Source organism: Stenotrophomonas sp. 28608_Sma, assembly GCF_056486185.1.
The window spans coordinates 849,007-875,701 of record NZ_CM151308.1 but is presented as its reverse complement, the minus strand read 5'-3'; the positions used below and the strand labels follow the sequence as shown (position 1 = coordinate 875,701).

Here is a 26,695-nt window from a genome sequence, read left to right as displayed (position 1 = left end):
GAAGCGGGCACGATGGGCGAGATTCTGGTGCTGTACTACAGCCGGGGCGGTTCAGTGGCACGGCTGGCGCGCCAGATCGCGCGGGGCATCGGCGAAGTGCCGGGCATGACCGCGCGCCTGCGCACAGTGCCGCCGGTGGCCGCCGTGACCCAGACCGCACAGCCGCCGGTCCCCGACGATGGTGCCCCCTACGTGAGCGTGCAGGACCTGGTCGAATGCCAGGGTCTGCTGCTCGGCAGCCCGACCCGCTTCGGCAACATGGCGGCGCCGGTCAAGCACTTCCTGGACGGGCTGGGCGCCGAATGGGTCAACGGCACCCTCTCCGGCAAGCCGGCCGCCGTGTTCACCTCCACCGCCTCGATGCATGGCGGCCAGGAATCGACCCTGCTGTCGATGCAGGTGCCGCTGCTGCACCATGGCTGCGTGATCGTCGGCATCCCGTTCACCGAGCCGGCGCTGAGCCACACCACCAGTGGCGGCACGCCGTATGGCGCCAGCCATGTGGCCGGTGCAGCCGACGACCCGCAGCCGACCGACGATGAAGCCGTGCTGGCGCGCGCGCTGGGCCGCCGGGTGGCCGACATCGCACAGCGGTTGGCCCGATGAGCGCGGCGCCGCGCACGGTCCTGCTGCTGGCCCTGATGGGGCTGGCCGCGCTGTTCGCCGGCTGGTTCATCAATGACAAACACTGGCTGGCCACCCAGCTGGTGTTCACCGCGCCGCCGCTGGCGTTGGCCGTTGCCCTGCGACTGGGCTGGCGCAAGGCCGGTTTCTGGGCCTCGGTGCTGGCCCTGGGCTGGTTCAGCCACGGGGTGATGAGTGCCTGGAGCCACCCGGAAACACGCTGGCTGGCGCTGATCGAGATCGCGCTGGCCCTGCTGGTGATCTTCAGCGCCAGCCTCCCCGGGCTGCGCGCCCGCTTCGGCAAGCGACGCTGACGCTGCGGCCGCCGGGCCGTATCATCTGTGTTCCTGGCCCCGCGCCGCTGTACCTGTCCTGGTTTCGCGCATGCACATGATGGAAGAGCTCCTGGTCGTCACCACCGGTGGCACGATCGACAAGATCTACTTCGACGACAAGTCGGACTACCAGATCGGCGACCCCCAGATCGGCATGATCCTGCGCGAGCTGGGCGTGACGTTCCGCTTCAACGTGATTCCGATCCTGCGCAAGGATTCGCTGCACATCAACGATGAGGACCGCGAACTGATCCGCGCCACCATCGCCGCACAGCCGACCCGCCACGTGCTGGTGACCCACGGCACCGATTCGATGGTGCAGACCGGCAAGGTGCTGGCGACGATCGCGGACAAGACCATCGTGATGACCGGCGCGCTGAGCCCGGCGCGTTTCCGCGGCTCGGATGCGGAGTTCAACATCGGCTGCGCGATCGGTGCGGTGCAGTCGCTGCCGAGCGGCGTGTACATCGCGATGAACGGGCGGATTTTCGACCCGCAGCACGTGCGCAAGAACGTCGCCGCGAACCGCTTCGAATCGGTCTGAGGAACAGCGTGCCGACCAAGGTCGGCACCTACCACGACGCGGCGGCTCGCATCACCGCGCGTCCCCATGCAAAAACGCCCCGGCCGGAGCCGGGGCGTGCCCATGGAGAGGGGCTTGGGCTCAGTACTGGGCGTTGAGAGTCAGGCCCGAGAAGGTGCTGTAGGCCTTCACCCGCACATACCACGTGCCGGCAGCCGGACTGTTGATGGTGCAGGTCTCGCTGTTGCCGCTCAGGTACGGGCGGCAGGTGTAGGCGGTATCGGTCGGGGCACTGCCCTGGCGCACGTACAGGTCGGCATCACCGCTGCCGCCACTGATCGCCACGCGCAGCTGGGTGCTGCCGGCCGGAACGTTCACGGTGTAACTCAGCGAAGCGCCGCTGGCAGCGCCCAGGCCGGTCACCGGAACGTTGTTCTGCAGCACGTTGCCACCCGGGTTCGGGCCGCCACCGTTGATCGCCGCAGCCACGGCCGCGTCGGCGTCGATGATGCCTGCGCCGCAGCCGCCCGAGCAGGCGCCCGGCAGCGGACGTGCGGTGCTCTTGATGATGCTCTCCACCTGCGCCGGGCTCAGCGGGCTCGGGGCTACGGACTGCATCAGCGCGACCACGCCGGCCACGTGCGGTGCTGCCATCGAGGTGCCGTTGTACGAAGCGTAGCTGGCGCTGCCCGGGGTGGTGGTGCCGCTGTTGAGGGTGGACAGGATGCCCTGGCCCGGTGCCGAGATATCGATGCCGTTGCCATAGTTGGAGAAGCTGGCACGTGCACCGGCCGAGGTGGTGGCCGCCACTGCGATCACGTTCGGGCAGTTGGCCGGCACCGACGAGGACACGTTGGTGTTGCTGTTGCCGGCGGCGACCACCACGGTGGTGCCACGCCCGACAGCGCCATTGATCGCGTTCTGGTAGGTGGTCGAGCAGCTGCCGCCGCCGCCCAGCGAGAGGTTGATGACCTCGGCCGGATTGGCATTGGCCGGCACGCCGCTGACGCTGCCGCCGGACGCCCACACGATCGCGTCGGCAATGTCGGAGGTGTAACCGCCGCACTTGCCGAGCACGCGCACCGGCACGACCTTGGCGTTGAACGCAGTACCTGCCACGCCGGTGCTGTTGTTGGTCACCGCCGCTACCGTGCCGGCCACGTGGGTACCGTGCCAGCTGGAGTTCGAACCCGGGTAGCCCGCCTGGCACTCGTTGTCGCCGTACCAGTCGCCCTCATCGTTCGGGTTGTTGTCGCGGCCGTTGCCGTCGCGCGCCATCGCCGCATCACTGATGAAGTCGTAGCCCGGCAGGATGTTGGCATTGAGGTCGGCGTGGTTGGTGATGCCGGTGTCGATCACCGCCACGACCACACCGGTGCCGGTGGCCTTGTCCCAGGCCGGCCGGATGTTGATGCCGGCATTGGAGGTGCCGAAGCCCCATTGCTCGCTGAAGCGGGTGTCGTTCGGGGTCAGGGTGGCACGCATGATCTGGTCGACTTCAACGTATTCCACGTTCGGGTCGGCGGCCAGCTTGCGCATCAGCTGCTCGGATTCGGCCTGGTCGAGCGGACGATCGGTCTTGACCAGGGTCGGGCCGACGGCCAGCTTGCGGACCTGCTGCAGGCCCAGCGCGCGGCCCTGGCTGCTGGCCAGGCCGGCGGCGGCACTCTTCAGCGAAGAGGCCAGTGCGGTGGTGTTGGCCACCGGCGCGCTGCCGTCGCGGTACTTCACGATGAAACGCTGGTGGGTCTGTGCGGACTGCAGGCCGCTGAGCTGGACATCACCGGCCAGCGCAGGCGTGGCCAGCAGCAGCGATGACAGAACGGACGCACCAAGGACCACCCACACTCGACGCACACGCGGTTGCGTTACCTGGGACATCGTATTTCCCTTTCTTGTGGTGTGAATGCCGGAATCGGCAGAAGCACCGGCCCGAACCCTGGGCTGGCTTGCGTTGGCGAGGTTCGAAGTCCGGCGAGCCAGCGGATCCCCCTAACGATCCGCCGTGCAGATGACGCTAATGACCAAAACCGGACACCACAAGATTTTCAGCGTCTTTTCAGCAAGATGAAATGTTCGTTCTGAGACTTTTCGGGTCGAGGGTTTGTGAAGGTGAAGGAACTTTCTCCTGCCCTGCACGCACCTGACTGGGTCATCACGTGTCCTGCGATGACTTTGCCGACATCGGCGTCCACTGCTGACACCAACGACGGCGCAGCGTGCCCGCGGCGTGCCTGCCCATCGCGTCGGACGCGCTGACTACTTTGCCTGCGGGAGGCGCGCCGGCCGGATCCGCTGACCTTTGACCGGCTCGCCGCGTGCAACTGGCTGGTCATCGGCCACATAACCGGAGAACTGTGCCGGGAGCGCTTCGCCGACACCGAACACGGGCCCGGCCTGCAGCTGGTAGTGCAGGTGCGGCTCGGAGGAGTTGCCGCTGTTGCCACAGTCACCGAGGTGCGCGCCGCTGCGGACAGCCTGTCCCTGCGCCACACGCACACTGCCCTGGCGCAGGTGCGCCAGCACCGAGTATTCCTCGTTGCCGTGGTCGAGGATGACGCGGTTGCCGGTGAGCTGGGCGGCATTCATCTGGCCCGGCACGTTGTCGGCGACACCCTCGATCACCTCCACCACCGTGCCGTCGGCGGGCGCGAGGATCGGGCGACCGAAGCAGTAGTAATCATCGTTGCGCAGGCCATCGCCACGGTGCGACCGGCCATCGCGGACCACCAGCAGATCCAGCGCGAAGCGCTGGCCGGCATGGGCCGCATGGTAGTTCTGTTCGACGGTACGCCCGCCCCAGAACACGAAGTACTCATCGTCGAACGGCAGTTGCAGCCGTGTGCGGGTCTGGTAGTCGAGGAACCCGCTCGCTGCGGCCTGCGGCGGCGTGGTCTGTAGCGGGCGGATGTAGAAGCCGCCAATCCGCCCGTCGGCATCGATGGCCCACAGCACCTGGATCAGGTCCGGGCTCCTGGCGAAGCGCGCCTGCCGCAGATAGGTGTCGAATCCATCAACCTTCTCGACCTTCTCACTGACCAGCTCGGTTTCTGCGCCCCAGCCCGCCAGCACCTGCTCGCGCAGCGCCACCAGGTTCTGCGGGGACTGCAGCCCCGCCTGCATCTGCGGCGTCATCCGTTCCCACAGTGCGTCGATGTGCCCTTCGTAGAACTGCGTGGTCAGCGCAGCTCCCTGTTGGCGCGGATCTGCAGCCGCAGCCGCGCCGATGAGGGCAGAGAAGGAAACAACCAGAACTGCAAACAGGCGCGGGAGCAATGTCATGTCAGGCGTCCTTTCGATCCGGATCGGGAATGCCGGCAACGATCGCCGCCAGCTGTGTGCGGTACTCGGCCAGGGCAGTGCGGCCCATCGGCGTCAACTGCAGGGTGGTCAGCGGGCGCTTGCCGCGGAACGACTTGTCGATGGCGACCAGTCCAGCAGCCTCCAGCTTGCTCAGATGGCTGGACAGGTTGCCCTTGCTCAACCCGCTGAGATGTTCGACAAAACCGAACTCGGCGGATTCGGCACCTGCCAGGATCGACAGGATCAGCAGGCGTGCCGGCTCGTGGATCAAGCGGTCGAGCTGGAGCAGCGCTCTGGAGTCAGGCAGCTGGGTCATTCGGCGTTCGTCCGCGCCGCCATGAACGCGCGCATCTCTACCTGCAGCCGGTGGAAGCGCTGGTGGTCACGCCAGCCGACCACGATCAGTGCGATGGATGCCAGCGGGAACACCGCCGTGCTCGGGCCGAAGCCATACGTTTGCCCGGTGAAGGCCAGCGCGGCCTGGCACAACAGGAACACGCCCACGATGAACTCCAGCGGTGTACGCAGCCAGCGCCACACCACCCAGGGCAGCAGCGCTACCACGGCCAGGTAACCGATGGCGCGCAGGTCCCAGGGCAGCTCGCCCATCGGCGCCAGCCGGGTCAGCACGCTGCCGATCACCAGCACGCTTACCAGCGCGGTGAAGGCAATGAAGAAGCGCTGGAAATTGCGCTCGACCGGCGTGACCTGCTCCTCGACCTGTCCCAGCCGCTGGTAGTAACGGCGTGCCAGCCATTGCTTGCCGACGATCCACAGCACCGGCACGGCAATCAGCACGATGCGCAGCGCCAGGGTGGTCGGCAGCAGCGCGCCGGCAAGGAACGAGGCCAGGCAGGCAATGCCGCCTGCCATCGCCGACAGGCCCCCGGCACTTCGCGAGTACCGCGAATATTCACGGGTCAGCGCCTGCAGGCGCGAGGAAGGATCAATGACGGACGGCTGCTGCATGACACGCTCCATCGGGGTCGCTTGAATTTAGTTTGCAGTGCAAACCTATTTGCGTCAATCGCCCGTCTGCTGCCGTCGACGGGCGGGCCCACAACGCAGAAAGCCCGTCACTGGAACGGGCTTTCAAGAAGAGCCGCCGGGCATGGCCCGGCGCTACCGGTTCAACGCGGGCGATCAGCCCAGCTTGACCAGCCAGTTGTGGCGGTCCGGCAGGCGGCCGTACTGGATGTCGGTCAATTCCTTGCGCAGCGACATGGTCACTTCGCCGGCCGGTGCGTTGATGTCGCCCACCGAGAAGCCTTCGCCCTTCAGCTGGCCGATCGGGGTGACCACCGCCGCGGTGCCGCAGGCGAACACTTCGGTGATCTCGCCGGAGGCAACGCCGTCCTTCCACTCGTCGATGCTGACCTTGCGCTCTTCGACCTTCATGCCGCGGTCGCGGGCCAGCTGCAGGATGCTCTCGCGGGTGATGCCTTCGAGGATGCTGCCCGACAGCTGCGGGGTAACCAGCGTGCCGTCCTTGTAGACCAGGAACACGTTCATGCCACCCAGTTCTTCCAGGTACTTGCCCTCGACCGGGTCGAGGAACAGCACCTGCGAGCAGCCCTGTGCCTGTGCCTTCTGCTGCGGCAGCAGCGAGGCGGCGTAGTTGCCACCGCACTTGGCGGCACCGGTGCCACCCTTGGCCGCACGTGCGTACTCGGTCGACAGCCAGATCGACACCGGGGCGACGCCCTTGGCGAAGTACGGGCCGGCCGGGCTGGCGATCACGTAGTAGCCGGCCTTGTGCGCGCCGCGCACGCCGAGGAAAGCTTCGTCGCCGATCATGAACGGACGGAAGTACAGGCTCGACTCATCGGCCGACGGCACCCAGGCGCTGTCGACGGCGATCAGCTGCTTCAGCGATTCGACGAAGATCTCCACCGGCAGTTCCGGCAGCGCCAGGCGCTGCGCCGAACGCTGCAGGCGACGGCCGTTGGCATCCGGGCGGAAGGTCCAGATCGAACCGTCGGCATGGCGGTAGGCCTTGATGCCCTCGAAGATTTCCTGGCCGTAGTGCAGCACGGCCGCGGCCGGGTCCAGCTGCAGCGGGCCATAGGCGCGCACGTTGGCGTTGTGCCAGCCGGTGTCCTTGTCCCAGCGCACTTCCACCATGTGGTCGGTGAAGTGCAGGCCGAAACCCGGCTTCTCCAGGATCTGGGCGCGCTCTTCAGCGCTGCGCGGGTGGTCCGAACGGGTGACGGCGAAGCTGGGAATGGACTGGGACACCGGAGATTTCCTGTTCTGGTTGCGGGTAATGCCCGGCCCGCGCCACTGCGGGCCGTGGGTCAAAGCATGCCGGTCTCGAGCCGGGCCGCCTCGGACATCATGTGCTGGTTCCACGGCGGGTCGAACACCAGGTCGACGTCGGCCTCGGCCACCGTCGGAATCATTTCGAGCTTGCTGCGCACGTCGTCGACCAGGATCTCGCCCATGCCGCAGCCCGGTGCGGTCAGGGTCATCTTCACGTCGATCTCGCGCTTGCCTTCGTCCAGGTGCTTGATCTCGACCTCGTAGACCAGGCCCAGTTCGACGATGTTCACCGGAATTTCCGGATCAAAGCAGGTGCGCAGCTGCTGCCACACCAGCTGTTCCACCTGTTCATCGGTGGCGTCAGCCGGCAGCTCGAGCGGTGCCGGTGCCTCCTTGCCGATGGCGTCGCCGTCCTTGCCGGCGATGCGGAACAGGTTGCCCTCGACGAACACCGAATAACTGCCGCCCAGCGCCTGGGTGATGTACCCATAGCTGCCGGCGGGCAGGGTCACGGTGTCGCCCTGCGGGACCATCACGGCCTCGCAATCGCGTTCGAAGTGGACAGGTTCGCTGCTACGGGAATACATGGGGACCGATATGGGGCCGTGGCCAAGGCCACGCAAGACGGCATTCTAGCCCAGCCGCCCTGCCGCCGCCGGTGCACTGCGGCAAACCACAGTATCCTGTGGGTGATCTTCAGGGAGCTTCGATGTCCTCCAATGCCGCGCGTGCCAGGACCGTGACCTGGCTCTGGCCCATCATGCTGTTGCTGGGTCTGCTTGTTGCTCCCCTTGCCTGGATGGTGCTGGCGCTGATGACCGGCCGGCAGGTCGGCTGGATGGCGGTACTGACCGCCCTGGAACTGGTGTTCATGCTGCGCATGGGTACGCTCGGCCCGGGCCGGCTGCGCATCGTGCTGGTCGTGGTGGGCACCCTGCTGGTGGCGGCCGTGGCCAACTGGACCATCGCCAGCGCCTGGATGGGCGGCTCGATCGGGCTGGACCTGTGGGACGCCACGATGCGGATGGGCCCGCACCTGGCCTGGACCCTGATCACCCTGGCCAATGGCGCGGTGGAGTGGCTGTGGCTGGCCCTGGGCCTGGCCGTGGGCGCCTGGCTGGCGCGCTGACCCACCGGCAGGTAGTGCCGGCCACTGGCCGGCAAATGCGTGCGGACCAAGGTCCGCACCTACCGGGCGCAGCCGCCATGCGTGGATGGGGGTAGTGCCGGCCGCTGGCCGGCAGAACCGTGCGGACCATGGTCCGCACCTACCAGATGCAACCACCACGCAGGGATTCGGTAGTGCCGGCCGTTGGCCGGCAGAAACGTGCGGACCAAGGTCCGCACCTACCGGGCACAGCCGCCATGCGTGGATGGGGGTAGTGCCGGCCGCTGGCCGGCAAATGCGTGCGGGCCAAGGTCCGCACCTACCCGATGCAGCCGCCGCTCAATGCCCGCCGTCGAGCGCCTTCAGTTCGCTCACCAGCGAGGCCGCCGCTTCCGCACCATCGCCATACAGCATGCGGGTGTTGTCGGCGTAGAACAGCGCATTCTCGATGCCCGCGAAGCCCGTGCCCTTGCCGCGCTTGATCACCACCACGTTGCGCGCATTGACCACGTCCAGCACAGGCATGCCGTAGATCGGGCTGGCCGGATCGGTTCGTGCGACCGGATTGACCACGTCGTTGGCGCCGATCACCAGCACCACATCGGTGTTGGCAAATTCCGGGTTGATGTCGTCCATGTCCGCGATCAGGTCGTAGGGCACACCCGCCTCGGCCAGCAGCACGTTCATGTGCCCCGGCATGCGCCCCGCCACCGGGTGGATCGCGAACTTCACCTTCACCCCGCGCTGGCCCAGCCGCTGCGCCAGCTCCCAGATCTTGTGCTGCGCCTGCGCCACGGCCATGCCGTAGCCAGGCACGATCACCACGCGCTCGGCGAAGGCCATCATCGCGGCGACGTCAGCCGCTTCGATCGGCTTCTGCGAGCCGCTGATCGCCTGCGCTTCGCCACCAGCACCACCGCCGAAGTTGGAGAACAGCACGTTGCGGATCGGCCGGTTCATCGCCTTGGCCATCAGCCGGGTCAGCAGGATGCCCGCCGCGCCGACCATCATGCCGGCGATGATCAATGCTTCGTTGCCCAGCACGTAACCTTCGAACGACACCGCCAGGCCGGTGAACGCGTTGTACAGCGAGATCACCACCGGCATGTCGGCGCCACCGATCGGCAGCGTCATCAGCACGCCCAGCGCCAGCGCAAGTACGAAGAAGGCAACGATCGCCCAGGTGCTGAGCGTGCTGGCGGCGATGATCGCCAGTACCACCACCGCCAGCGCCACCAGCAGGTTCATCACCTGCTGGCCCGGCCAGGTCACGCGCTTGTCCAGGCGTCCATCCAGCTTGGCCCAGGCGATCACCGAGCCGGACAGCGACACCGCGCCGATCGCTGCGCCGACCACCGCCAGCAGCAGCACCGTGCCCGACGGCTGGCGCGCGGCGAGGTCGGCCAGCGCCTGCGCGCTCCAGTGGCTGGTATCGCGGTTGGCAAGAAAGGCGTAGCGCAGCAGCTCCACCGCGCCGATCGCCGCCGCCGATCCACCGCCCATGCCGTTGTACAGCGCCACCATCTGCGGCATGTCGGTGATGGCAACCTTGCCGGCCGACCACCAGGCCAGGCCCGCGCCGAGCAGCAGCGCCACCAGGATCAGCGGCACGTTGTGCAGTTCGGGAAGGAAGAAGGTCGCCGCCGTGGCCAGCAGCATGCCCAGCCCGGCCCAGCGGATGCCGCTGCGCGCGGTCAGTGGCGAGGCCATGCGCTGCAGGCCCAGCAGGAACAGCGTGGCGGCGACGAGGTAGCTGGCCTTGACCAGCCAATCGAGCAGTTCGACGGTGCTGATGTTCAAGCCTGCGGCTCCTTCGGCTCGTCCTTGCCGCCCTTGGGCGCGCTCGGCTTGAACATTTCCAGCATGCGCGCGGTGACCACGTAGCCACCGGCGGCGTTGCCGGCACCAAGCACCACGGCGAGGAAGCCCAGAGCTTTCTCCAGCGGTGTCTGCGCGTGCCCCAGCACCACCATTGCACCGATCAGCACGATGCCGTGGATGAAGTTGGAGCCCGACATCAGCGGGGTATGCAGGATCACCGGCACCCGCGAAATGATCACGTGGCCGGCGATGGCTGCCAGCATGAAGATGTACAGCGCTACGAACCCGTCACTCACCGGCAACGCTCCTGCTCTGTCTTCGTCGTCCCATCATAACCATGGGCTGAACCCGGTGCGCGCCCGGCGTCAACCGAAGCCGCGCTCACGCGTTGTCGATGGTGACCCCGAGCGAGGAACCGTACCCTGTGCTGGTGAGCAGCCCCGTCCCCCCGAGCGCCGAGACCGATGCCCTGCCGGCGTCGCTGGAGGCGTTCCTGGCCAGTGTTGGCCCGCGCGCGTTCCGCTTCGCCGAGGCCGGCCTGCGCCAGCGCGAAGACGCCATGGACGCGGTGCAGGACGCGCTGCTGCGCATGCTGGACTACGCCGACAAGCCGGCTGCCGAATGGGCCCCGCTGTTCTGGAGCATCCTGCGCCGGCGCGTGATCGACGTGCAGCGCCGGCGCCGCTTCCGACTGCCGTTCTGGCGCGACAACCAGGACGCCGACGGCGGCGAGATCGACTGGGCCGACCCCGGCCCGGACCCGGCACAGGCGCACGAACAGCGCCAGCAGTACCAACAGCTGGTGGACGCGTTGCGCCGCCTGCCCGCCCGCCAGCGCGAGGCCTTCACCCTGCGCGTGCTGCAGGACCTGGACGGGGCCACCACCGCCCGCGCCATGGGCTGCAGCGAAGGCGCGGTAAAAACCCATCTGGCACGCGCCCGCCAGGCGCTGCAGGATTATCTGGAGACCCACCCGTGAACCGCTCCCTGCCTTCCGATGACACCCTGCGCAGCCTGCACGCGCAGTCGCTGCACGCGCTGTCGCCGGCAACGCTGGCCCGGCTGCGCCAGGCTCGCCACGGCGCCACGGCCGCCCATCGCGGGCGCTGGCGCTGGTGGCTGGCCAGTGCCTGTTCACTGGTGGTGGCACTGGGTATCGGCCTGCAGTTCACCGGCCACGGCACCCTGACGGGCCCTGCGCCGGCACCTGTGCTTGCCTCGGCGGAAGACAACAGCGCGCTCTACGACGAAAATCCCGATCTGTACCTGTGGCTGGGCGATACCGACCTGGCGATGGAGTGAATCATGTCCCGACTGCACACCCTGCCCCTGCTGATGACCCTGTTGCTGCTGCCGGCCTTCCCGGCCCTGGCGCAGAGCGCCGCGCCCGCCCCTGCCGCACGCCCTGCGCCGGCCGCACCGCTGCCGGCGTGGGAACACCTCAGCGAAGCGCAGCGCGAATCCCTGCTGGCGCCGCTGCGCGACCGCTGGAACAGCGCCGATGCCGGCCAGCGCCAGCGCATGCTTTCGCATGGCCAGCGCTGGCAATCGATGAGCCCGGAGGAGCGCGACAAGGCCCGCCGTGGCCTGCGCCGCTTCGAGCACATGAACCCGGAACAGCGTGAGCAGGCCCGGGCCCTGTTCGGTCAGATGCGGAACATGCCGCCGGAACAGCGCGACGCCCTGCGCGAGCGCTGGTCGCAGATGACGCCGGAACAACGCAAGGACTGGGTGCGCGACAACCCGCCGCCGGCGAAGCCGCGGTAACGCCGGCATCCGCAGGGTGGGTGCGGACCCTGGTCCGCACGCTGGGCCGTTCCTCCACGCATGGCGTGGATCTACCGGGAAGGCAACCGGCGCTACCGGCTCACGCCTGCCAGCGTGTCTTCGCCAGCAACTCGTCGTCCCAGTCGAAACTGAGCTCCCCTTCGCGCACGAACAAGGCGACGAAGTTGAGCAGGTTGCGCGCGTACATCTCGCTGGCCTGGGTCGCGCCGCGGCTGGCCAGGCCAAGCGGGCCATCGATGGTCACGCCCTGATGTTCGATGCACTGCCCCGGCTGGGTCAGTGCGCAGTTGCCGCCGCTCTCTGCCGCCAGATCGACAATGACGCTGCCGGTGGCCATGCCTTCCACCATCGCGGCAGTCACGATCGTCGGCGCCGGTCGCCCCGGTACCGCTGCCGTGCAGATCACCACATCCACGCTGCGCAGGTGGTCGGCCAGCCGGCGCTGCTGCTCGGCGCGTTCCTCATCGGTCAACGCACGCGCATAGCCGCCTTCACCGGCTGCACTCACACCAAGATCAAGGAAGCGCGCGCCCAGCGACTGGATCTGCTCGCGGGTTTCCGGGCGCACGTCGAAACCTTCCACCTGTGCACCGAGACGACGCGCGGTGGCGATGGCCTGCAGACCGGCCACACCGGCACCGATCACCAGCACCTTGGCCGGGCGCACGGTACCGGCGGCGGTGGTCAGCATCGGGAAGAAACGCGGCGCACGCTCGGCCGCGATCAGTGCCGCCTTGTAACCGGCCATGCCGGCCTGCGAGCTGAGTACATCCATCGCCTGCGCGCGGGTGGTGCGCGGCAGCTGCTGCAGTGGGAACAGGTGCAGGCGGTCGCCAGCGGCCAATGCCGCAAGCGCCGGATCGCTGGCCGGGGTCAGCAGGCCGACCACGCTGGCAGTGGGCTTGAGCTGCTCCAGCACCGCCACCGGCGGTGCCTGCACGCACAGCAGGATATCGATCTCGGCCCAGCGACCTACATCGAACACACGTGCACCGGCGTCGTCATAGGCAGCATCGGTAAATCCCGCCGCCAGACCGGCGCCGGCCTCATACCAGACAGTGATGCCCAAGGCACCGAGCTTGCGCGCGGTTTCCGGCGTCAACGCCACGCGCCGTTCGCCCGGCGCGGTCTCCTTGATCCCCAGCAACGCCACGGCCATGCAGGTCCCCGCTGATCGGTGAGTTTTCCCGATCCTAGCAGGCGGCCACGGCTCAGTGCAGTGTTGCGCTGCCCGGGTCCAGCCGATCGATCACACCCTGCATCGCGCTGTCGAAGGCGCCATCGTCGACGTGGGCGCGCAGGCGGCCCAGCCGCACCATCACTGCCAGTTCTTCCGGCGAGGCCACGCAGAAGCGCACGCCGCGGCGGTTGACGAACAGCAGGCGCGAGGAAATCGGGCTGACCCAGGACAGCTTGCCGGCCTGCACCTTGCCGTCCTTGTCGACGAAGTCCAGCCAGTTGCCGATTTCCATGCGGCGGAAGCGGTCGGCGTCGGCGTTGTCGAAATCGTCGGCGTCGATCTGCCCGCCGAGCTCCACCGCTGGCGACTCAGCCACCGGCGGCGCCGGCAAGGCAACCTGCGGCAGCTCCGGCAGCGCGCGCTGCAGTTCCGGTCGCGATTCCGCAATGCCCTGCAGGGTGTCGTGCAGGGCGTCGATGGCACCGGTGGCGGCATCGCCGTGCACGCCGACGCTGGCAAATACCTTGGCCAGCACCGGCTGCCAGGCCTGCAGCCACGGCTTGCCGACGATCTGGCGGCGGGCCTCGGCCACTTCCTCCAGCAGGCCGTCAGCCAGGCTCAGTGCCTCGGCCACCGACGCGCCCTCCTCGCCCTCGCGCAGCAGCGCCAGGGTCAGGTGGTGCTGCCATGGCTGGCGCAGGAACTCAGCGATGGCCGGCGGCAGGGTGGCATCGCCGATGCGGCGATCCAGTTCGGCACCCGCCCGGCTGCGGGCCATTTCCAGCTTCTCCTGGCCGCGCTGCGTTTCGGCGGCGCGGCGCTCGGCGATCTCCACGCGGCGGCGATGCTGCACCAGGAACTCGCGGAATTCTTCTTCCAGGGTCAGGAAGATCGCCAGGTTCTCGTTGAACTCGGCCACCAGGCGCTCGATGATTTCCTCGACCTTGGCCATCAGCATGCGCTCGGCCTGGCTTTCGCCGGTATTGCCCTCGCAGGCTTCGGCCAGCGAGTTGAGCAGCTTGCGGGCCGGGTGGGTCTTCTGCACGAACATGCGGCGGTCGAGCATCGCCACCTTGACGAAGGGCACCACCAGGCGGCCGATCAGCTCGCGCGAGCGACCTTCCAGTTCGCGTTCGTCCAGCATCACGTCGAACAGCATGCCGACCAGATCGATCGCATCTTCGTCCTGCGGGTCCAGCCGGGTCTGGCCAGGATCGACGCCGAGACGGGTGGCGCTGGACAGCACTTCACTCTTCAGCCGCTGCGCCAGTGATTCGCCGTCCTCGCCGATGGCCGCACGCAGGGTGGCGCTGGGCGTGGCCTGCAGCAGCGACAGCACCGACATCATCTCGCGCTGGCTCAACGGGCGGTGCTGGCCGACCGCGACCTGCGCTGCCGAGGTGGCGTCCTCGCGAACGTGACGGGTCTGCTGCAGCAGCTCATGCAGGGCCTCCAGCAGCATTCCCTGCTGGCCGGCATACGCCTCGCCGTTGCCGGCATCCTCGCTCCCGAGGTGCTGCTGCATGTGGCCACGGCGCTCGGACCAGCGCGCAGCGAAGCGCTGTGCCCAGGCCGGCGCGGCCTGTTCATCATCGCTGAATTCGGATTCGAAGCCCGCCGCGTGGCGCGGCTCGACCAGATCGTCCGACCCGGGCGCCATGCGCGGGTCGGGCGCGGCAGACATTGGACGCCGCGGCGCCCCCATCTGCGACATCACGCCAGCGGCGGCCAGCTGCTCGTCCAGCTTCTCGTAGATGCGGCCCACCGGCGCGCGCAGGTCACGCTCGCACAGCTTGATCAGCACCAGGTGCACTTCCGGCGCCAGTTCGCAGCCGGCAAAGGCCTCATGGATGGCCACGCCCAGATGTTCGGGGCTGACCGGGTTGTGATCGGCATCCAGCTCGGCGCCGCCGATCAGGCGGCCGAGGCGGCGGTCCAGCCGCGCCAGCACCGGCTTGAAGTCACGCAGCAGCACGGTGGCGAAATTGCGCACCGCCAGCCGCGATTCCAGTACATGTTCAGCCAGCAGGCTCAGGCCATCCTCGGCCGGCCCGGACAGGGTGGCTTCGGCCGACAACGGCTCGCCACTGGCCAGTGCATCCCAGGCCCGCTGCAGGTGGCCGGCGAAGGCGGCGGCGATGTCCTCACGGCGACGGCGCAGCTCGCGCATCGCATCCAGGAACAGCAGCTGCGACGAGCCAGCATTGCCGGCGCGGTCGAACAGTGCATCGTCGAAACGCGCCAGTGCGGCCCCGAACGCCTGGCACAGCGCCGGCAGGACCATGTCCCGGGCACGCTGAAGCTGGACCGGGTCACGGCCCGGCGATCCCATCGGTGTGGGCGCGCTCATCATTCGGGAAGGCTCCCCACCTTCTCTGGTACGACAGACAGCATGGACATCGCGACGGCCGGCACACCCCATGTGCCGGTACGTCGATGGTAGGCCGGCCAGCCCGTCACGGACAGTGAAACAGTCCTCACTTCAAACCTCATGACCGGCGGCCCGGCAAGATAGATATCGTAAGCCGTGCGAGGCCCACGAGGCGAGAGGAAGCGGTCGTCCCTTTCCCGCCAGTGGCATGATGTTCATCACAGTTTGATATTCAGGGGCGGGACGCGACACAGACGGCGTCATTGACCACCCCGACTATAATCAAACACCCGTGATGACCGGTTCAGACTCCATGCCCGACCCCGCTGCCCTGCTTGCCCTGGATGCCCGCCGCTCGGTGCCCTCGCGGCAACTGGGCGAGCCCGGACCGGATCCAGCCACCCTGCAGCGCATGCTGGCCTCGGCCGTGCGCGTGCCCGACCACGGCAAGCGCGTACCGTTCCGCTTCCTGAAGATCGCCGGCGATGCACGTCACACTCTGGGCGACTTCCTGGCCGAGCGCAGCCGCCAGCGCGACCCGCATGCGGGCGAGGCGGTATTCGAGAAGGACCGCCAGCGTTTCAGCCATGCGCCGCTGGTGATCGTGGTGGTGGCCAGCCCGCGGCCGGACCCGAAGGTGCCCGAGCAGGAACAGCTGATGACCGCCGGCTGCGTCTGCTTCGCCCTGCTGCAGGCCGCGCAGGCGCTGGGCTTCGGCGCGCAGTGGCTGACCGCCTGGATGGCCTTCGATCCGGCGGTACAGGCCCACTTGGGCCTGGTCGAAGGCGAACGCATCGCCGGCTTCATCCACATCGGTACACCCAAGGCTGATGTACCTGAGCGCGAGCGCCCCGATCCGGCGGCCCTGCTGCGCGACTGGACGCCGCCGGCATGAGCCTGCCGGCTCCGCCGCCGTCGCTGTATCTGGTCGACGCCAGCATCTACGTGTTCCGCGCCTGGCACTCGCTGCCGGACCAGTTCCAGGACGCGCAGGGCTGGCCGACCAACGCCGTGCACGGCTTCGCCCGCTTCCTGCTGGACCTGCTGGAGCGCGAGCGCCCCCGGCACATCGCCATCGCCTTCGACGAAGCGCTCGACAGCGGCTTCCGCCATCGCCTGTACCCGGCCTACAAGGCCAACCGCGACCCGGCACCGGAGGCGCTCAAGCGCCAGTTCGTACACTGCAAGGCGCTGTGCGCGGCATTGGGCCTTGCGGTGCTGGCCCACCACGAATTCGAAGCCGATGACCTGATCGGCAGCGCCCTGCACGTGCACCGTGGCAGCCACCGCGGGGTGATCATCTCCGCCGACAAGGACCTGTCGCAGCTGCTGCTGGATCACGACGAGCAGTGGGACTACGCACGCAACCAGCGTTGGGACGTAGCCGGAGTGAAGGCGCGGCACGGCGTGCACGCGCACCAGATCGCCGATTACCTGGCACTGTGCGGCGATGCGGTGGACAACATTCCCGGTGTCAGTGGTGTCGGCAGCAAGTCCGCCGCCGTGCTGCTGGCCCACTTCGGCAGCATGGATGCGCTGTACGAACGCCTGGACGAAGTGCCGTTCCTGCGCCTGCGCGGCGCGGCACAGATGGCGGTGCGCCTGCGCGAACAGCGCGAGCACGCCCAGCTCTGGCGCCAGCTGACCACCATCGCGCTGGACGCGCCGCTGGAAGGCAGCCAACCCGGTCTGCTGCGCCAGGCGGCCGACCCGGAGCTGCTCGGTGGCCTGTGCCAGACCCTGCGCTTCGGCCCGATGACCCGCCGCCGGCTGTTCGATGCCGCCGGTGTGGCCGACCCCGTTCCCACTCCATCCTTTTCCAATTCCAGCGAGCCCGCATGAGCCAGCGCAACACCGAAGCCCCGCGTGTCGTCTATGAAGGCAAGTACCAGCGCATGCTGGTGCGCGGCACCTGGGAATACAGCGAACGTACCCACGCCGGTGGCCTGGCCGCGATCATCATCGCCGTCACCCCTGAGGACAAGGTGCTGTTCGTCGAGCAGTTCCGCGTGCCGCTGCAGGCACCCACCATCGAGATGCCGGCCGGCCTGGTCGGCGACATCCACGCCGGCGAATCGATTGAAGTCTCGGCCGTGCGCGAACTGGAAGAAGAAACCGGCTGGACCGCCGATCACGCCGAAGTGCTGATGATCGGCCCGACGTCGTCCGGCGCCAGCAGCGAGAAGATCGCCTTCGTCCGCGCTACCGGCCTGCGCCGGATCGGCGAAGGTGGCGGTGATGACAGCGAGGACATCACCGTGCACGAGATTCCACGCAGTGAGGCCGCGGCCTGGCTGGTGCAGAAGATGGGCGAAGGCTACGAGCTGGACGCCAAGCTCTGGGCCGGCCTGTGGATGATCGAGCACCACCTGGACGGGCGCCCGCGTGGCTGACGCCGACCTGCATGCGCTGCCGGCGCTGCTCGGCGCCGATGATCCGGCAATCTACGCGATTCACCGGCCGCAGGGCGCTTCGCCGTACCTGCTGCTGGCCGACCATGCCGGCCAACAGGTGCCGGGTGCCCTCGCCGGCCTGGGCTTGCCACAGGTCGAACTGGACCGCCACATCGGCTGGGACATCGGCATTGCCGGCACCACCCGCGCGCTGGCCGAACGGCTGGATGCCTGGGCGATCGAACAGACCTATTCGCGGCTGCTGATCGACTGCAACCGCCCACTGGCCTCGCCCACGCTGATTCCGGAAGTGAGCGACCACACCGTGGTCCCGGGCAATGCCGGTCTGTCAGTGGCACAGCGGCAACAGCGCATCGATGCGATCCACGCGCCGTACCACGCACGCATCGACGCCGAACTGGACGCACGCCGCGATGCCGGTCGCCCCACCCTGCTGGTGATGATGCACAGCTTCACCCCGGCGATGAACGGCGCGCAGCGGCCGTGGCATGCCGGCGTGCTGTACCACCAGGACACGCGCTTTGCGCATGCACTGCTGCAGGCACTGCGCGACGAAGGCGACCTGGTGGTGGGCGACAACGAACCGTATTCGGTCAGCAGTACCAGCGACTACGCGGTGCCGGTGCATGGCGAAGGCCGCGGGCTGGTGCACGTGGAACTGGAGATCCGCCAGGACCTGATCGCCGATGCCGCCGGGCAGCTGGCATGGGCGCAGCGGCTGGCGCGGATCTTCAGCGCGCTGCAACCGCAGTTGCTGGCCGCCGGGTGATTTACCCAGGCTTGGTAGTGCCGGCCGCTGGCCGGCAACTGCAATGATCCAACGAACCTGAGGTTGCCGGCCAGCGGCCGGCACTACCGCAATACGGGCGCATCCATCCACGGGAACGGCTTGACCCCGTGCACCTGCACGGTCGCACCGGTGGCGTCGAAGTCATCCTTGGGAGCGGCTGGCGCGGATCTTCAGCGCGTTGCAACCGCAGTTGCTGGCCGCCGGGTGATTTACCCAGGCTTGGTAGTGCCGGCCGCTGGCCGGCAACTGCAATGATCCAACGAACCTGAGGTTGCCGGCCAGCGGCCGGCACTACCGCAATACGGGCGCATCCATCCACGGGAACGGCTTGACCCCGTGCACCTGCACGGTCGCACCGATCGCTTCGAGATCATCCTTGATCGCCTGCGCGCGGCGACGATCCAGCGCCTCACCCAGCACCAGCGGCAACGCACGGCAGCGCGCCAACGCCTCGCCCACCGGCATCTCCAGCAGGCGCGCCACGCGCTGCGCTGCGGCTTTGATCTGCCCCTCCGAGCACGCCTTCAGCGTCAGATCGAAGGAAGCGAAGATGCCTGCGCCCAGCCCTGCCTCGCGCGCCTCCGCTTGTTCCTCAGCACCCGCTTCGCCCAGGGCCTCGTCGATACCTTCGACCTGCTGGAATGCGTCGTACTCGGTGTAGTACGCCAGCGCCTGCGCGTAGTCCTGCAGCGACGACAGCGGGCGTTGCCGCTTCTGCACATCCAGCACGTCGGCAAACATGGCCGGTTCCAGATACGGGAACAGCCCCATCGCTGCCGAAGCGGCCGATCGCTCGCCGTCGTCATCCAGCGCTTCATCACTGGATGACGGCAACCACAACCGCGCAGCCAGCAGGTCCTCGTCGCTGGCCATCACCCAGCCGAAGGCGTTCCACACCTCATCGTCATCGTTGCAGGCAGCGAAGGCATGCAGGGTCTGTTGCAGATCCAGCAGTTCGATCATGCGTCGGTGCTCAGGCAGGCAGTCGCTGCCGAGTCTACCGGCGCCGGGCGCAGGCCCAGCGCGATCACCACGCCGAGCGCGGCGAACAGCGCGGCGCCGTACTGTGCATTGACCATGCCCTGCAACGCATCAGGGCTGGTTGCCGCCTGCGTGCCGCGCGCAGCGTTGGCGACCATCACCAGTACCGCCAATCCCAAGGCGCCGCCGATCTGCTGGGCGGTGGCCGCCATGCCGGACGCGACGCCTTGCTGCGGACCCGGCACGCCCTGCCCGGCCACGATCCACATCGCCGTCCAGCTCATGCCCTGGCCGATGCTGAGCACCACGATGCCCGGCAACAGCGGCCAGTAGCTGGCGCCATGCGGCATCGCCAACGCAACCGCGGCGATGCCGACGGCACCTGCGGCGAAGCCCCAGGCCAGCACCTGCCGTGGCGAACGGCGCCGCAGCATGCGTTCGGCAATCCGGATGCCGAAGGTGCACACCAATGTCGGCAGCAGGAAGGCCATACCGGCCTGCAGCGGGCTCCAGCCATAGCCATCCTGGAAGTAAAGCGCCAGGAAGTAGTACTGCACGCCATAGCTGCTCATGAAAGCGAAGGTCAGACCCAGCGCGGCGCGGAGGCCGGGCAGGCGCAACAGCGAAAACTGCATCAGCGGGTCACGGCTGCGCTTTTCGATCTGTACGAACACCGTCAACAATACGGCTGAAAGCAGCAGGCAGATGAGCGTAGCCGGCGCCGTCCAGCCCCACTCCGGCCCTTGCACCAGGGTGGTGACCAGCAGGCTGCCGCCAGCGGTGACAGTGAGACAACCGGCCAGATCGAAGGAACGGCCCTGCACGCGTGGACCATCGGCCGGCAGCCATGTACCGGCCGCGACCGCGCACGCCGTGGCCAGCGGCACGATCACCGCGAGCACCGCCGGCCAGCCGAACGCCTGGGTCAGCACGCCACCGAGCAGCGTGCCCAGCGCCAGGCCGACCGCGCTGGCCATGCTCCAGATCGCCAGCGCACGATTGCGTACCGGGCCTTCGGCGTACAGCGTGTTGATCAGCGCCAGCGTGGCCGGGAACAGCAGCGCCGCCCCGACGCCTTGTGCGGCGCGCGCGATGATCAACAGCGTGGCGTTCGGCGCCAGCGCACCGAGCAGCGAGACCAGCGCGAACAGCAGCATGCCCAGCCGGTAGAAGCGGCGGCGGCCGATCAGGTCGGCGGCGCGCCCGCCGAGCAGCAGGCTGCCGCCGAAGGCCACGGTGTAGGCACTGACCACCCATTGCAGCTGCTGCGCGTTGATCTGCAGCGCGCGGCCCATGTCATGCAGGGCAACGAAGATGATGGTGGCATCCAGGGCGATGATCAGCTGGGCGGTGGCCAGCAGGGTCAGCGCCCAGCGCGGGTATTTGAGGGGAGGCATCGGCGGTCTGGCGCGGTGGGGGAGCGCAGTCTCATTGATGCGAGCCAATCAATAAACCCCTCCCCGACCATATCTGTCATGATTTTCGGCATGAATGGAGCCTCGATGGACCTCAATGCGGTGCGCATGCTGGTGCAGGTGGCCGAAGCCCGCAGTTTCACCGTGGCCGCCGGCCAGCTCGGCCTGAGCCAATCCGGCCTGTCGCGCGCGATCGGGCGGCTGGAAGTGTCGCTGGGGGTGAAGCTGCTGCAGCGGAACACCCGCAACGTGGCGCTGACCCCGGATGGCCGCCAGTTCGTGGAACAGGTGGCACCACTGCTGGCCGGCCTGGACGATGCCGAACGGCAACTGGCCGACCGCCCGTGCACGCCCTCGGGCACGTTGAAGATCAGTGCGCCGTCGATGTTCGGGCGCAAGGTGCTGGTGCCGATGCTGGCGCCGTTGCTGCAACAGCATCCGCAGCTGCAGGTGGAAGCGGTGCTCAGCGACCGTCTGGTCGATCTGGTCGAGGAAGGCTTCGATGCCGCGCTGCGCACCGGCGTCATCGCCGACCAGCGCATCGTCGCGCGGCCATTGCGGCCGCTGCGCTGGGTGACGGTGGCCAGCCCCGCCTATCTGGCCCGCTGTGGCGCACCGGACGATGTGGCCGCGCTGCAGGACCATGCCTGCCTGGCGGTGCGCAACCTGCGCAGTGGCCGGCTGGTGGACTGGCAGTTCCTGCAGGACGGGCAACTGCGCGAGTTCACGCCGCCGACGCGGATGGTGTTCGACAGCGGCGATCCGCTGGTGGAAGCGGCCATCGCCGGTATCGGCATCGTGCAGGTGATGGATTTCGCCGTGGCCGATGCGTTGGCCGATGGCCGCCTGCAGCGCGTGCTGCAGCCGTTTGAAGGCCGCAGCCGTGCACTGTCACTGATCTATCCGCCCTCGCGGCAATGCTCGCCGAAGCTGCAGGTACTGGCCGACGCGTTGCTGGCTGGGGAGTGGTAGCGCCGGCCGCTGGCCGGCGCCTCCAGGAATCCAACCGTCTCAGGTTTGCCGGCCAGCGGCCGGCACTACCGCAGCCAGGCGTGGCCTGGCTCTACTGATCAGTGCACCGAACCCGGTCTGGAGCAGAGCCCCCTTGTTGTTCAAGGGGGCGCGCCGACAGGCGCGGGGATAAGGTGGAATGCGTGGATAGTTTTGCCTCAAGCAAAACTGTCGGTGGCGCGCACCAGCGCGTCCACGTTCTCGGCTTCGAACGCCGAGTGACCCGACGCCGGCGTGATTTCCAGCTTCGCCTTCGGCCACACCTTGGTCAGGTCCCAGGCGTTGGCCAGCGGGCAGACCACGTCGTAGCGGCCGTGCACGATCACGCCGGGAATGTCAGCGATGCGGTGTGCGTCGCGCAGCAGCTGGTCTTCCACTTCGAAGAAGCCGCCGTTGACGAAGTAGTGGTTCTCGATGCGGGCAAAGGCCAGCGCGAAGTGCGGGTCTTCGTGGCTGTTGATGAAGTCATCATCGACGTGCAGGAAGCTGGTCGCGCCTTCCCACACCGCCCACGCCTTGGCCGCTTCCAGGCGGGTGGTTTCGTCGTCGCTGGTCAGGCGGCGGTGGAAGGCCGAGATCAGGTCATGACGCTCCACCGAAGGAATCGGCTTGAGGTAATGCTCCCACGCATCCGGGAACAGGCGGTTGGCGCCTTCCTGGTAGAACCATTCCAGCTCCCAGCGACGCAGCATGAAGATGCCGCGCAGGACCAGTTCGGTCACGCGCTGCGGGTGGGTCTCGGCATAGGCCAGCGCCAGGGTCGACCCCCAGCTGCCGCCGAACACCTGCCAGCGATCCACCTTCAGGTGCTCGCGCAGCTTCTCGATATCGGCGACGAGGTCCCAGGTGGTGTTGTCCACCAGGTCCGCGTGCGGGGTGGAACGGCCGGCACCGCGCTGGTCGAACAGGATGATGCGGTACTTGGACGGGTCGTGGAACTGGCGCATCTTGTCGCTGCAGCCGCCGCCCGGGCCACCGTGCAGCATCACCACCGGCTTGCCGTCCGGGTTGCCGCACTGTTCGAAGTACAGCGTGTGGCGGTCGTCGACCTTCAGGGTGCCGACGTCGTAGGGGGTGATGGCGGGGTACAGCGTACGCATGCTTGCAGCTCCAGGGTGATGCCCTGCCGGGGCAGGAGAACCTCCATTCTAGGCCGGACGCCGGCCCAGGGTGATGCGGTCGCGCTGCTCCAGATCCTGCACGGTCTGCACTTCCGCAAAACCCGCCGCGTCGAATAGCGCGCGGATCGCCACGCCCTGGTCCCAACCGTGCTCGATCAGCAGCCAACCGCCGGGCAGCAGGTGGGCCTGGCCACCGTCGACGATGCGGCGGATGTCATCCAGCCCGTCCACGCCGGAGGCCAGCGCGGTGGCCGGTTCGAAGCGCAGGTCGCCCTGGGCCAGGTGCGGATCGTCGCTGGCGATGTACGGCGGGTTGCTGGCGATCAGGTCGAACCGCGCGCCCTGCAGCGGCGCATACCAGTCCTGCCCGCCCTCGGCGAAGCGGACGTTGCGCAGTTCATGGCGCGCAGCATTGCGCGCGGCCACGGCCAGCGCGCCCGGGCTGGCATCGGTGGCCAGCACCTGCGCTTGGGGCCGTTCGCTGGCCAGCGCCAAGGCGATCGCGCCGGTGCCAGTGCCGAGGTCGGCCAGCTGCAGCGATTGGTCTGGCGGCAGCCGCTCCAGCGCCAGCTCGACCAGCAGCTCGGTTTCCGGACGCGGGATCAGCGTGGCCGGGTCGACCTCCAGGTCCAGCGTCCAGAAACCGCGGCGGCCGGTCAGGTAGGCCACCGGCTCACCGGCCACGCGGCGGGCCAGCAACGCTTCGAAGGCGGCCAGGTCGGCGGCGGCCAGCGGATCGGTGGCATGCGCGAACAGCCAGCTGCGCGGGCGCTCCAGCACATGCAGCAGCAGCAGTTCGGCCTCGTGGCGGGCCTCGACGCCGCCGAGGCGGGCACTGGCCTCGGCCACGATCTGGCGCAGGGAGGGTTCGGTTTGGGAAAACATGCCGCAATTGTAGAGCGGAGCCCATGCTCGGCTGCTTCTGGCGCAGTCGAGCTACACATCCACAGGTCCGCAGTCGAGCATGGCTCGACTCTACAAAAGGCTGCAATCCGTTCAGGTTCTGCCCGAGGGGATAAGGAGGGACTATTGGCCCTATTCAGCCGTTCCGGAAGATTTCCCTTGTCACACAGCCAGTTGCAGGATGGGAGCGGCAAGGTTCAGTGCCTGCTCATGACCAAATGATAGATTCCATCTATCAAATAGATGCAATCAATGGATTGTTCTTATCGCCAGCGAGTCGGTAACCTAGCTCCTGTCGATTCACCCACTCCCCTTCACCAGAGGAAAAACGATGTCCCTGATCAACACCCAGATCCAGCCGTTCGAAGCCAACGCTTACCACAATGGCGAGTTCATCAAGGTTTCCGACGCCAGCCTGAAGGGCCAGTGGTCCGTCCTGATCTTCATGCCGGCCGCCTTCACCTTCAACTGCCCGACCGAGATCGAAGACGCCGCTGACCATTACGCCGAGTTCAAGAAGGCCGGCGCCGAGGTCTATATTGTCACCACCGACACCCACTTCTCGCACAAGGTGTGGCACGAAACCTCGCCGGCCGTCGGCAAGGCCCAGTTCCCGCTGGTCGGCGACCCGACCCACCAGCTGACCAACGCCTTCGGCGTGCACATTCCGGAAGAAGGCCTGGCCCTGCGCGGCACCTTCATCATCAACCCGGAAGGCGTGATCAAGACCCTGGAGATCCACTCCAACGAGATCGCCCGTGACGTCTCCGAAACCCTGCGCAAGCTGAAGGCTGCCCAGTTCACCGCCGCCAACCCGAACCAGGTGTGCCCGGCCAAGTGGAAGGAAGGCGAGAAGACCCTGACCCCGTCGCTGGACCTGGTCGGCAAGATCTAAAGCAGTACCGGCCTGCCGTGGCCCCACGCCACGGCGCGCCTTTCATCCCCGTGCCGGTCCCCCCGCCGGCGTGGGGGTGAACCCAAGACAGCCAACGCTCGCCCGCCTTGGCCAGCCAGCCCCTTCCACGGTCGCTGTCTTGGGTTCACCCCTACCCCCTGCTGGTCCGCTACCTTCTACAGCGGTGCCACGCCCCCTGTTTGCCTGAAGCCAGGAGATGACCCGATGTTGGACGCCAACCTGCAGTCGCAGCTGAAGACCTATCTGGAGCGCGTGACCCGCCCGATCCAGATCACCGCGCACGCCGACGACGGCGCCAAGTCGCAGGAAATGCTGGAACTGCTGCAGACCCTGGACAGCCTGTCGGACAAGATCTCGCTGCAGGTGCTGCGCGATGGCCAGGGCCGTGTGCCGTCCTTCGACCTGGGCACCCCGGGCCAGGATATCCACCTGACCTTCGCCGGCCTGCCGATGGGCCACGAGTTCACCTCGCTGGTGCTGGCGCTGCTGCAGGTCGGCGGCCACCCGTCCAAGGCCACCGCCGAGCTGATCGAGCAGGTGCAGAACCTGGAAGGTGAATACAGGTTCGAAACCTACTTCTCGCTGTCCTGCCAGAACTGCCCGGACGTGGTGCAGGCGCTGAACCTGGCCGCGGTACTCAACCCGCGCATCCAGCACGTGGCCATCGACGGTGCCCTGTTCCAGGACGAAGTCGAGAAGCGCGAGATCATGTCGGTGCCGACCGTGTACCTCAACGGTGAAGTCTTCGACCAGGGTCGCATGACCCTCGAGCAGATCGTCGCCAAGCTGGACACCAATGCCAGCAAGCGCGATGCCGAGAAGATCGCCGCCAAGGACGCCTTCGACGTGCTGGTGGTGGGCGGTGGCCCGGCCGGCGCAGCAGCGGCGATCTACGCCGCGCGCAAGGGCATCCGCACCGGCATCGCCGCCGAGCGTTTCGGTGGCCAGGTGCTGGACACCATGGCGATCGAGAACTTCATCTCGGTGAAGGAGACCGAGGGCCCGAAGCTGGCCACGGCGCTGGAACAGCACGTGCGCGAGTACGAGGTGGACATCATGAACCTGCAGCGCGCCAGTGCGCTGGTGCCGGCCGGTGAAGACGGCCTGGTGCAGGTGCAGCTGGAGAACGGCGCGGTGCTGAAGTCGCGTTCGGTGATCCTGTCCACCGGCGCACGCTGGCGCCAGATGAACGTGCCGGGCGAAGACCAGTACCGCAACAAGGGCGTGGCCTACTGCCCGCACTGCGATGGTCCGCTGTTCAAGGGCAAGCGCGTGGCGGTGATCGGCGGCGGCAACTCCGGCGTGGAAGCGGCCATCGATCTGGCCGGCATCGTGTCGCATGTAACCCTGCTGGAGTTCGATTCCAGCCTGCGCGCCGACGAAGTGCTGCAGAAGAAACTGCGCAGCCTGGCCAACGTCACCGTGCTGACCAGCGCACAGACCACCGAAGTGCTGGGCGACGGCAGCCGTGTCACCGGCCTGGTCTACAAGGACCGTGTCGGCGGCGACGCCCACCGCGTCGAGCTGGAAGGCATCTTCGTGCAGATCGGCCTGCTGCCCAACACCGAGTGGCTGAAGGACACCGTGGCGCTGTCGCCGCGTGGCGAGGTCGTCATCGATGACCGCGGCCAGACCAACCTGCCGGGCGTGTTCGCTGCTGGCGATTGCACGACGGTACCCTACAAGCAGATCATCATCGCCATGGGCGCCGGTTCGACCGCCGCACTGAGCGCGTTCGACCACCTGATCCGCTCGTCGGTGAGCAGCAGCAGTGGTGCTGTTGCTGAAGCTGCCTGATCCATCGTTCCCAGATCACCGGGAACATTGTC

28 protein-coding genes are annotated in these 26,695 nt (G+C 67.7%); 14 read left to right on the top strand and 14 right to left on the bottom strand.

Features of this window, described 5'->3' with window-relative positions; translation table 11 throughout:
* The first annotated feature begins 12 nt into the window (after positions 1-12).
* From wrbA to ACZLHH_RS03905, 3 genes are all read left to right on the top strand, one after another.
* A complete protein-coding gene (gene wrbA / locus ACZLHH_RS03915) occupies positions 13-606 on the top strand; it encodes an NAD(P)H:quinone oxidoreductase (protein WP_049463524.1) in 594 nt (197 codons plus the stop codon).
* Complete coding sequence (locus ACZLHH_RS03910) at positions 603-938, top strand: DUF2069 domain-containing protein (protein ID WP_032130425.1); 336 nt, start codon at positions 603-605, stop codon at positions 936-938. Before wrbA ends, ACZLHH_RS03910 begins: the two co-directional genes overlap by 4 nt.
* Before the next feature lie 79 nt (positions 939-1,017).
* A complete protein-coding gene (locus tag ACZLHH_RS03905; protein ID WP_049463528.1) occupies positions 1,018-1,503 on the top strand; it encodes an asparaginase domain-containing protein in 486 nt (161 codons plus the stop codon).
* Positions 1,504-1,623: 120 nt separating this feature from the next.
* Here ACZLHH_RS03905 and ACZLHH_RS03900 read toward each other — a convergent pair whose 3' ends face one another.
* From ACZLHH_RS03900 to sufT, 6 genes are all read right to left on the bottom strand, one after another.
* Positions 1,624-3,363 (bottom strand): S8 family peptidase, encoded by a 1,740-nt coding sequence (locus ACZLHH_RS03900; protein WP_004144921.1) that lies wholly within the window; start codon positions 3,361-3,363, stop codon positions 1,624-1,626.
* 378 nt (positions 3,364-3,741) lie between these two features.
* Positions 3,742-4,764, bottom strand: coding sequence for a M23 family metallopeptidase (locus tag ACZLHH_RS03895; protein WP_049463523.1), 1,023 nt, complete (start codon positions 4,762-4,764; stop codon positions 3,742-3,744).
* A 1-nt stretch (position 4,765) separates the two neighbouring features.
* Entirely contained in the window at positions 4,766-5,101 is a 336-nt protein-coding gene (locus ACZLHH_RS03890; RefSeq protein WP_012510131.1) for a transcriptional regulator, read from the bottom strand.
* The gene (locus ACZLHH_RS03885) at positions 5,098-5,754 is read right to left on the bottom strand and encodes a hypothetical protein (protein WP_049463522.1); all 657 of its coding nucleotides are present in this window, start codon (positions 5,752-5,754) and stop codon (positions 5,098-5,100) included. The genes ACZLHH_RS03890 and ACZLHH_RS03885 overlap by 4 nt, the downstream gene beginning before the upstream one ends.
* Before the next feature lie 174 nt (positions 5,755-5,928).
* Entirely contained in the window at positions 5,929-7,023 is a 1,095-nt protein-coding gene (locus tag ACZLHH_RS03880; protein WP_049463521.1) for a branched-chain amino acid aminotransferase, read from the bottom strand.
* A 59-nt stretch (positions 7,024-7,082) separates the two neighbouring features.
* Complete coding sequence (gene sufT, locus ACZLHH_RS03875) at positions 7,083-7,634, bottom strand: putative Fe-S cluster assembly protein SufT (RefSeq protein ID WP_005415385.1); 552 nt, start codon at positions 7,632-7,634, stop codon at positions 7,083-7,085.
* 122 nt (positions 7,635-7,756) lie between these two features.
* Here sufT and ACZLHH_RS03870 point away from each other — a divergent pair, with 122 nt between their 5' ends.
* Positions 7,757-8,176, top strand: coding sequence for a hypothetical protein (locus ACZLHH_RS03870; RefSeq protein WP_049463520.1), 420 nt, complete (start codon positions 7,757-7,759; stop codon positions 8,174-8,176).
* Positions 8,177-8,494: 318 nt separating this feature from the next.
* Here ACZLHH_RS03870 and ACZLHH_RS03865 read toward each other — a convergent pair whose 3' ends face one another.
* On the bottom strand, positions 8,495-9,955 hold the full coding sequence (locus ACZLHH_RS03865) for an NAD(P)(+) transhydrogenase (Re/Si-specific) subunit beta (protein WP_005412324.1): 1,461 nt from the start codon (positions 9,953-9,955) through the stop codon (positions 8,495-8,497).
* Positions 9,952-10,272: an NAD(P) transhydrogenase subunit alpha part 2 gene (locus ACZLHH_RS03860; protein WP_005408173.1), complete on the bottom strand. Its 321-nt coding sequence runs from the start codon at positions 10,270-10,272 to the stop codon at positions 9,952-9,954. The genes ACZLHH_RS03865 and ACZLHH_RS03860 overlap by 4 nt, the downstream gene beginning before the upstream one ends.
* Before the next feature lie 98 nt (positions 10,273-10,370).
* Here ACZLHH_RS03860 and ACZLHH_RS03855 point away from each other — a divergent pair, with 98 nt between their 5' ends.
* From ACZLHH_RS03855 to ACZLHH_RS03845, 3 genes are read left to right on the top strand one after another with little or no spacing between them, the layout of a single operon-like run.
* Positions 10,371-10,955 (top strand): RNA polymerase sigma factor, encoded by a 585-nt coding sequence (locus ACZLHH_RS03855; protein ID WP_080356593.1) that lies wholly within the window; start codon positions 10,371-10,373, stop codon positions 10,953-10,955.
* Positions 10,952-11,278 carry a hypothetical protein gene (locus ACZLHH_RS03850; RefSeq protein WP_032130086.1) on the top strand — a complete coding sequence of 109 codons (327 nt, stop codon included), beginning with the start codon at positions 10,952-10,954 and terminating at the stop codon, positions 11,276-11,278. The genes ACZLHH_RS03855 and ACZLHH_RS03850 overlap by 4 nt, the downstream gene beginning before the upstream one ends.
* A 3-nt stretch (positions 11,279-11,281) precedes the next feature.
* Positions 11,282-11,743 (top strand): DUF3106 domain-containing protein, encoded by a 462-nt coding sequence (locus ACZLHH_RS03845; protein ID WP_049463518.1) that lies wholly within the window; start codon positions 11,282-11,284, stop codon positions 11,741-11,743.
* 100 nt (positions 11,744-11,843) lie between these two features.
* Here the strand turns inward: ACZLHH_RS03845 and ACZLHH_RS03840 are convergent, their stop codons facing one another.
* Both ACZLHH_RS03840 and ACZLHH_RS03835 read right to left on the bottom strand, forming a co-directional pair.
* Positions 11,844-12,923: an NAD(P) transhydrogenase subunit alpha gene (locus ACZLHH_RS03840; protein ID WP_032130088.1), complete on the bottom strand. Its 1,080-nt coding sequence runs from the start codon at positions 12,921-12,923 to the stop codon at positions 11,844-11,846.
* A 52-nt stretch (positions 12,924-12,975) separates the two neighbouring features.
* Positions 12,976-15,297 (bottom strand): DUF1631 domain-containing protein, encoded by a 2,322-nt coding sequence (locus tag ACZLHH_RS03835; RefSeq protein WP_049463516.1) that lies wholly within the window; start codon positions 15,295-15,297, stop codon positions 12,976-12,978.
* A gap of 331 nt (positions 15,298-15,628) precedes the next feature.
* On the opposite strand from ACZLHH_RS03835, the gene ACZLHH_RS03830 reads away from it, so the two are divergent.
* From ACZLHH_RS03830 to ACZLHH_RS03815, 4 genes are read left to right on the top strand one after another with little or no spacing between them, the layout of a single operon-like run.
* Positions 15,629-16,210, top strand: a complete 582-nt coding sequence (locus ACZLHH_RS03830; protein ID WP_049399990.1) for a nitroreductase family protein — start codon at positions 15,629-15,631, stop codon at positions 16,208-16,210.
* Positions 16,207-17,157 (top strand): 5'-3' exonuclease, encoded by a 951-nt coding sequence (locus ACZLHH_RS03825; RefSeq protein ID WP_049463514.1) that lies wholly within the window; start codon positions 16,207-16,209, stop codon positions 17,155-17,157. The genes ACZLHH_RS03830 and ACZLHH_RS03825 overlap by 4 nt, the downstream gene beginning before the upstream one ends.
* Positions 17,154-17,708, top strand: a complete 555-nt coding sequence (locus ACZLHH_RS03820) for an NUDIX hydrolase (protein WP_010481791.1) — start codon at positions 17,154-17,156, stop codon at positions 17,706-17,708. Before ACZLHH_RS03825 ends, ACZLHH_RS03820 begins: the two co-directional genes overlap by 4 nt.
* On the top strand, positions 17,701-18,498 hold the full coding sequence (locus ACZLHH_RS03815; protein ID WP_049463512.1) for an N-formylglutamate amidohydrolase: 798 nt from the start codon (positions 17,701-17,703) through the stop codon (positions 18,496-18,498). The genes ACZLHH_RS03820 and ACZLHH_RS03815 overlap by 8 nt, the downstream gene beginning before the upstream one ends.
* Positions 18,499-18,810: 312 nt before the next feature.
* Here ACZLHH_RS03815 and ACZLHH_RS03810 read toward each other — a convergent pair whose 3' ends face one another.
* Positions 18,811-19,482, bottom strand: coding sequence for a hypothetical protein (locus ACZLHH_RS03810; protein ID WP_071229183.1), 672 nt, complete (start codon positions 19,480-19,482; stop codon positions 18,811-18,813).
* On the bottom strand, positions 19,479-20,897 hold the full coding sequence (locus ACZLHH_RS03805) for an MFS transporter (RefSeq protein WP_478478755.1): 1,419 nt from the start codon (positions 20,895-20,897) through the stop codon (positions 19,479-19,481). The genes ACZLHH_RS03810 and ACZLHH_RS03805 overlap by 4 nt, the downstream gene beginning before the upstream one ends.
* 105 nt (positions 20,898-21,002) lie before the next feature.
* Here ACZLHH_RS03805 and ACZLHH_RS03800 point away from each other — a divergent pair, with 105 nt between their 5' ends.
* Entirely contained in the window at positions 21,003-21,887 is an 885-nt protein-coding gene (locus ACZLHH_RS03800; RefSeq protein ID WP_049463645.1) for a LysR family transcriptional regulator, read from the top strand.
* A 197-nt stretch (positions 21,888-22,084) separates the two neighbouring features.
* Here ACZLHH_RS03800 and pip read toward each other — a convergent pair whose 3' ends face one another.
* Positions 22,085-23,026 carry a prolyl aminopeptidase gene (gene pip, locus ACZLHH_RS03795; protein ID WP_014646006.1) on the bottom strand — a complete coding sequence of 314 codons (942 nt, stop codon included), beginning with the start codon at positions 23,024-23,026 and terminating at the stop codon, positions 22,085-22,087.
* 48 nt (positions 23,027-23,074) lie between these two features.
* The gene (gene prmC / locus ACZLHH_RS03790) at positions 23,075-23,932 is read right to left on the bottom strand and encodes a peptide chain release factor N(5)-glutamine methyltransferase (protein ID WP_049463646.1); all 858 of its coding nucleotides are present in this window, start codon (positions 23,930-23,932) and stop codon (positions 23,075-23,077) included.
* 349 nt (positions 23,933-24,281) lie between these two features.
* Here prmC and ahpC point away from each other — a divergent pair, with 349 nt between their 5' ends.
* Both ahpC and ahpF read left to right on the top strand, forming a co-directional pair.
* Complete coding sequence (gene ahpC / locus ACZLHH_RS03785; RefSeq protein WP_005408159.1) at positions 24,282-24,845, top strand: alkyl hydroperoxide reductase subunit C; 564 nt, start codon at positions 24,282-24,284, stop codon at positions 24,843-24,845.
* 225 nt (positions 24,846-25,070) lie between these two features.
* Positions 25,071-26,663 carry an alkyl hydroperoxide reductase subunit F gene (gene ahpF, locus ACZLHH_RS03780; RefSeq protein ID WP_049463647.1) on the top strand — a complete coding sequence of 531 codons (1,593 nt, stop codon included), beginning with the start codon at positions 25,071-25,073 and terminating at the stop codon, positions 26,661-26,663.
* The last annotated feature ends 32 nt before the right edge of the window (positions 26,664-26,695 follow it).

Coding starts and splice junctions, on each gene's coding strand:
- wrbA (WP_049463524.1), top strand. CDS start 13: ATGGGCGAGATTCTGGTGCTGTACTACAGCCGGGGCGGTTCAGTGGCA.
- ACZLHH_RS03910 (WP_032130425.1), top strand. CDS start 603: ATGAGCGCGGCGCCGCGCACGGTCCTGCTGCTGGCCCTGATGGGGCTG.
- ACZLHH_RS03905 (WP_049463528.1), top strand. CDS start 1,018: ATGGAAGAGCTCCTGGTCGTCACCACCGGTGGCACGATCGACAAGATC.
- ACZLHH_RS03900 (WP_004144921.1), bottom strand. CDS start 3,363: ATGTCCCAGGTAACGCAACCGCGTGTGCGTCGAGTGTGGGTGGTCCTT.
- ACZLHH_RS03895 (WP_049463523.1), bottom strand. CDS start 4,764: ATGACATTGCTCCCGCGCCTGTTTGCAGTTCTGGTTGTTTCCTTCTCT.
- ACZLHH_RS03890 (WP_012510131.1), bottom strand. CDS start 5,101: ATGACCCAGCTGCCTGACTCCAGAGCGCTGCTCCAGCTCGACCGCTTG.
- ACZLHH_RS03885 (WP_049463522.1), bottom strand. CDS start 5,754: ATGCAGCAGCCGTCCGTCATTGATCCTTCCTCGCGCCTGCAGGCGCTG.
- sufT (WP_005415385.1), bottom strand. CDS start 7,634: ATGTATTCCCGTAGCAGCGAACCTGTCCACTTCGAACGCGATTGCGAG.
- ACZLHH_RS03870 (WP_049463520.1), top strand. CDS start 7,757: ATGTCCTCCAATGCCGCGCGTGCCAGGACCGTGACCTGGCTCTGGCCC.
- ACZLHH_RS03855 (WP_080356593.1), top strand. CDS start 10,371: ATGGTGACCCCGAGCGAGGAACCGTACCCTGTGCTGGTGAGCAGCCCC.
- ACZLHH_RS03845 (WP_049463518.1), top strand. CDS start 11,282: ATGTCCCGACTGCACACCCTGCCCCTGCTGATGACCCTGTTGCTGCTG.
- ACZLHH_RS03840 (WP_032130088.1), bottom strand. CDS start 12,923: ATGGCCGTGGCGTTGCTGGGGATCAAGGAGACCGCGCCGGGCGAACGG.
- ACZLHH_RS03835 (WP_049463516.1), bottom strand. CDS start 15,297: ATGATGAGCGCGCCCACACCGATGGGATCGCCGGGCCGTGACCCGGTC.
- ACZLHH_RS03830 (WP_049399990.1), top strand. CDS start 15,629: ATGCCCGACCCCGCTGCCCTGCTTGCCCTGGATGCCCGCCGCTCGGTG.
- ACZLHH_RS03825 (WP_049463514.1), top strand. CDS start 16,207: ATGAGCCTGCCGGCTCCGCCGCCGTCGCTGTATCTGGTCGACGCCAGC.
- ACZLHH_RS03820 (WP_010481791.1), top strand. CDS start 17,154: ATGAGCCAGCGCAACACCGAAGCCCCGCGTGTCGTCTATGAAGGCAAG.
- ACZLHH_RS03810 (WP_071229183.1), bottom strand. CDS start 19,482: ATGATCGAACTGCTGGATCTGCAACAGACCCTGCATGCCTTCGCTGCC.
- ACZLHH_RS03805 (WP_478478755.1), bottom strand. CDS start 20,897: ATGCCTCCCCTCAAATACCCGCGCTGGGCGCTGACCCTGCTGGCCACC.
- ACZLHH_RS03800 (WP_049463645.1), top strand. CDS start 21,003: ATGGACCTCAATGCGGTGCGCATGCTGGTGCAGGTGGCCGAAGCCCGC.
- pip (WP_014646006.1), bottom strand. CDS start 23,026: ATGCGTACGCTGTACCCCGCCATCACCCCCTACGACGTCGGCACCCTG.
- prmC (WP_049463646.1), bottom strand. CDS start 23,932: ATGTTTTCCCAAACCGAACCCTCCCTGCGCCAGATCGTGGCCGAGGCC.
- ahpC (WP_005408159.1), top strand. CDS start 24,282: ATGTCCCTGATCAACACCCAGATCCAGCCGTTCGAAGCCAACGCTTAC.
- ahpF (WP_049463647.1), top strand. CDS start 25,071: ATGTTGGACGCCAACCTGCAGTCGCAGCTGAAGACCTATCTGGAGCGC.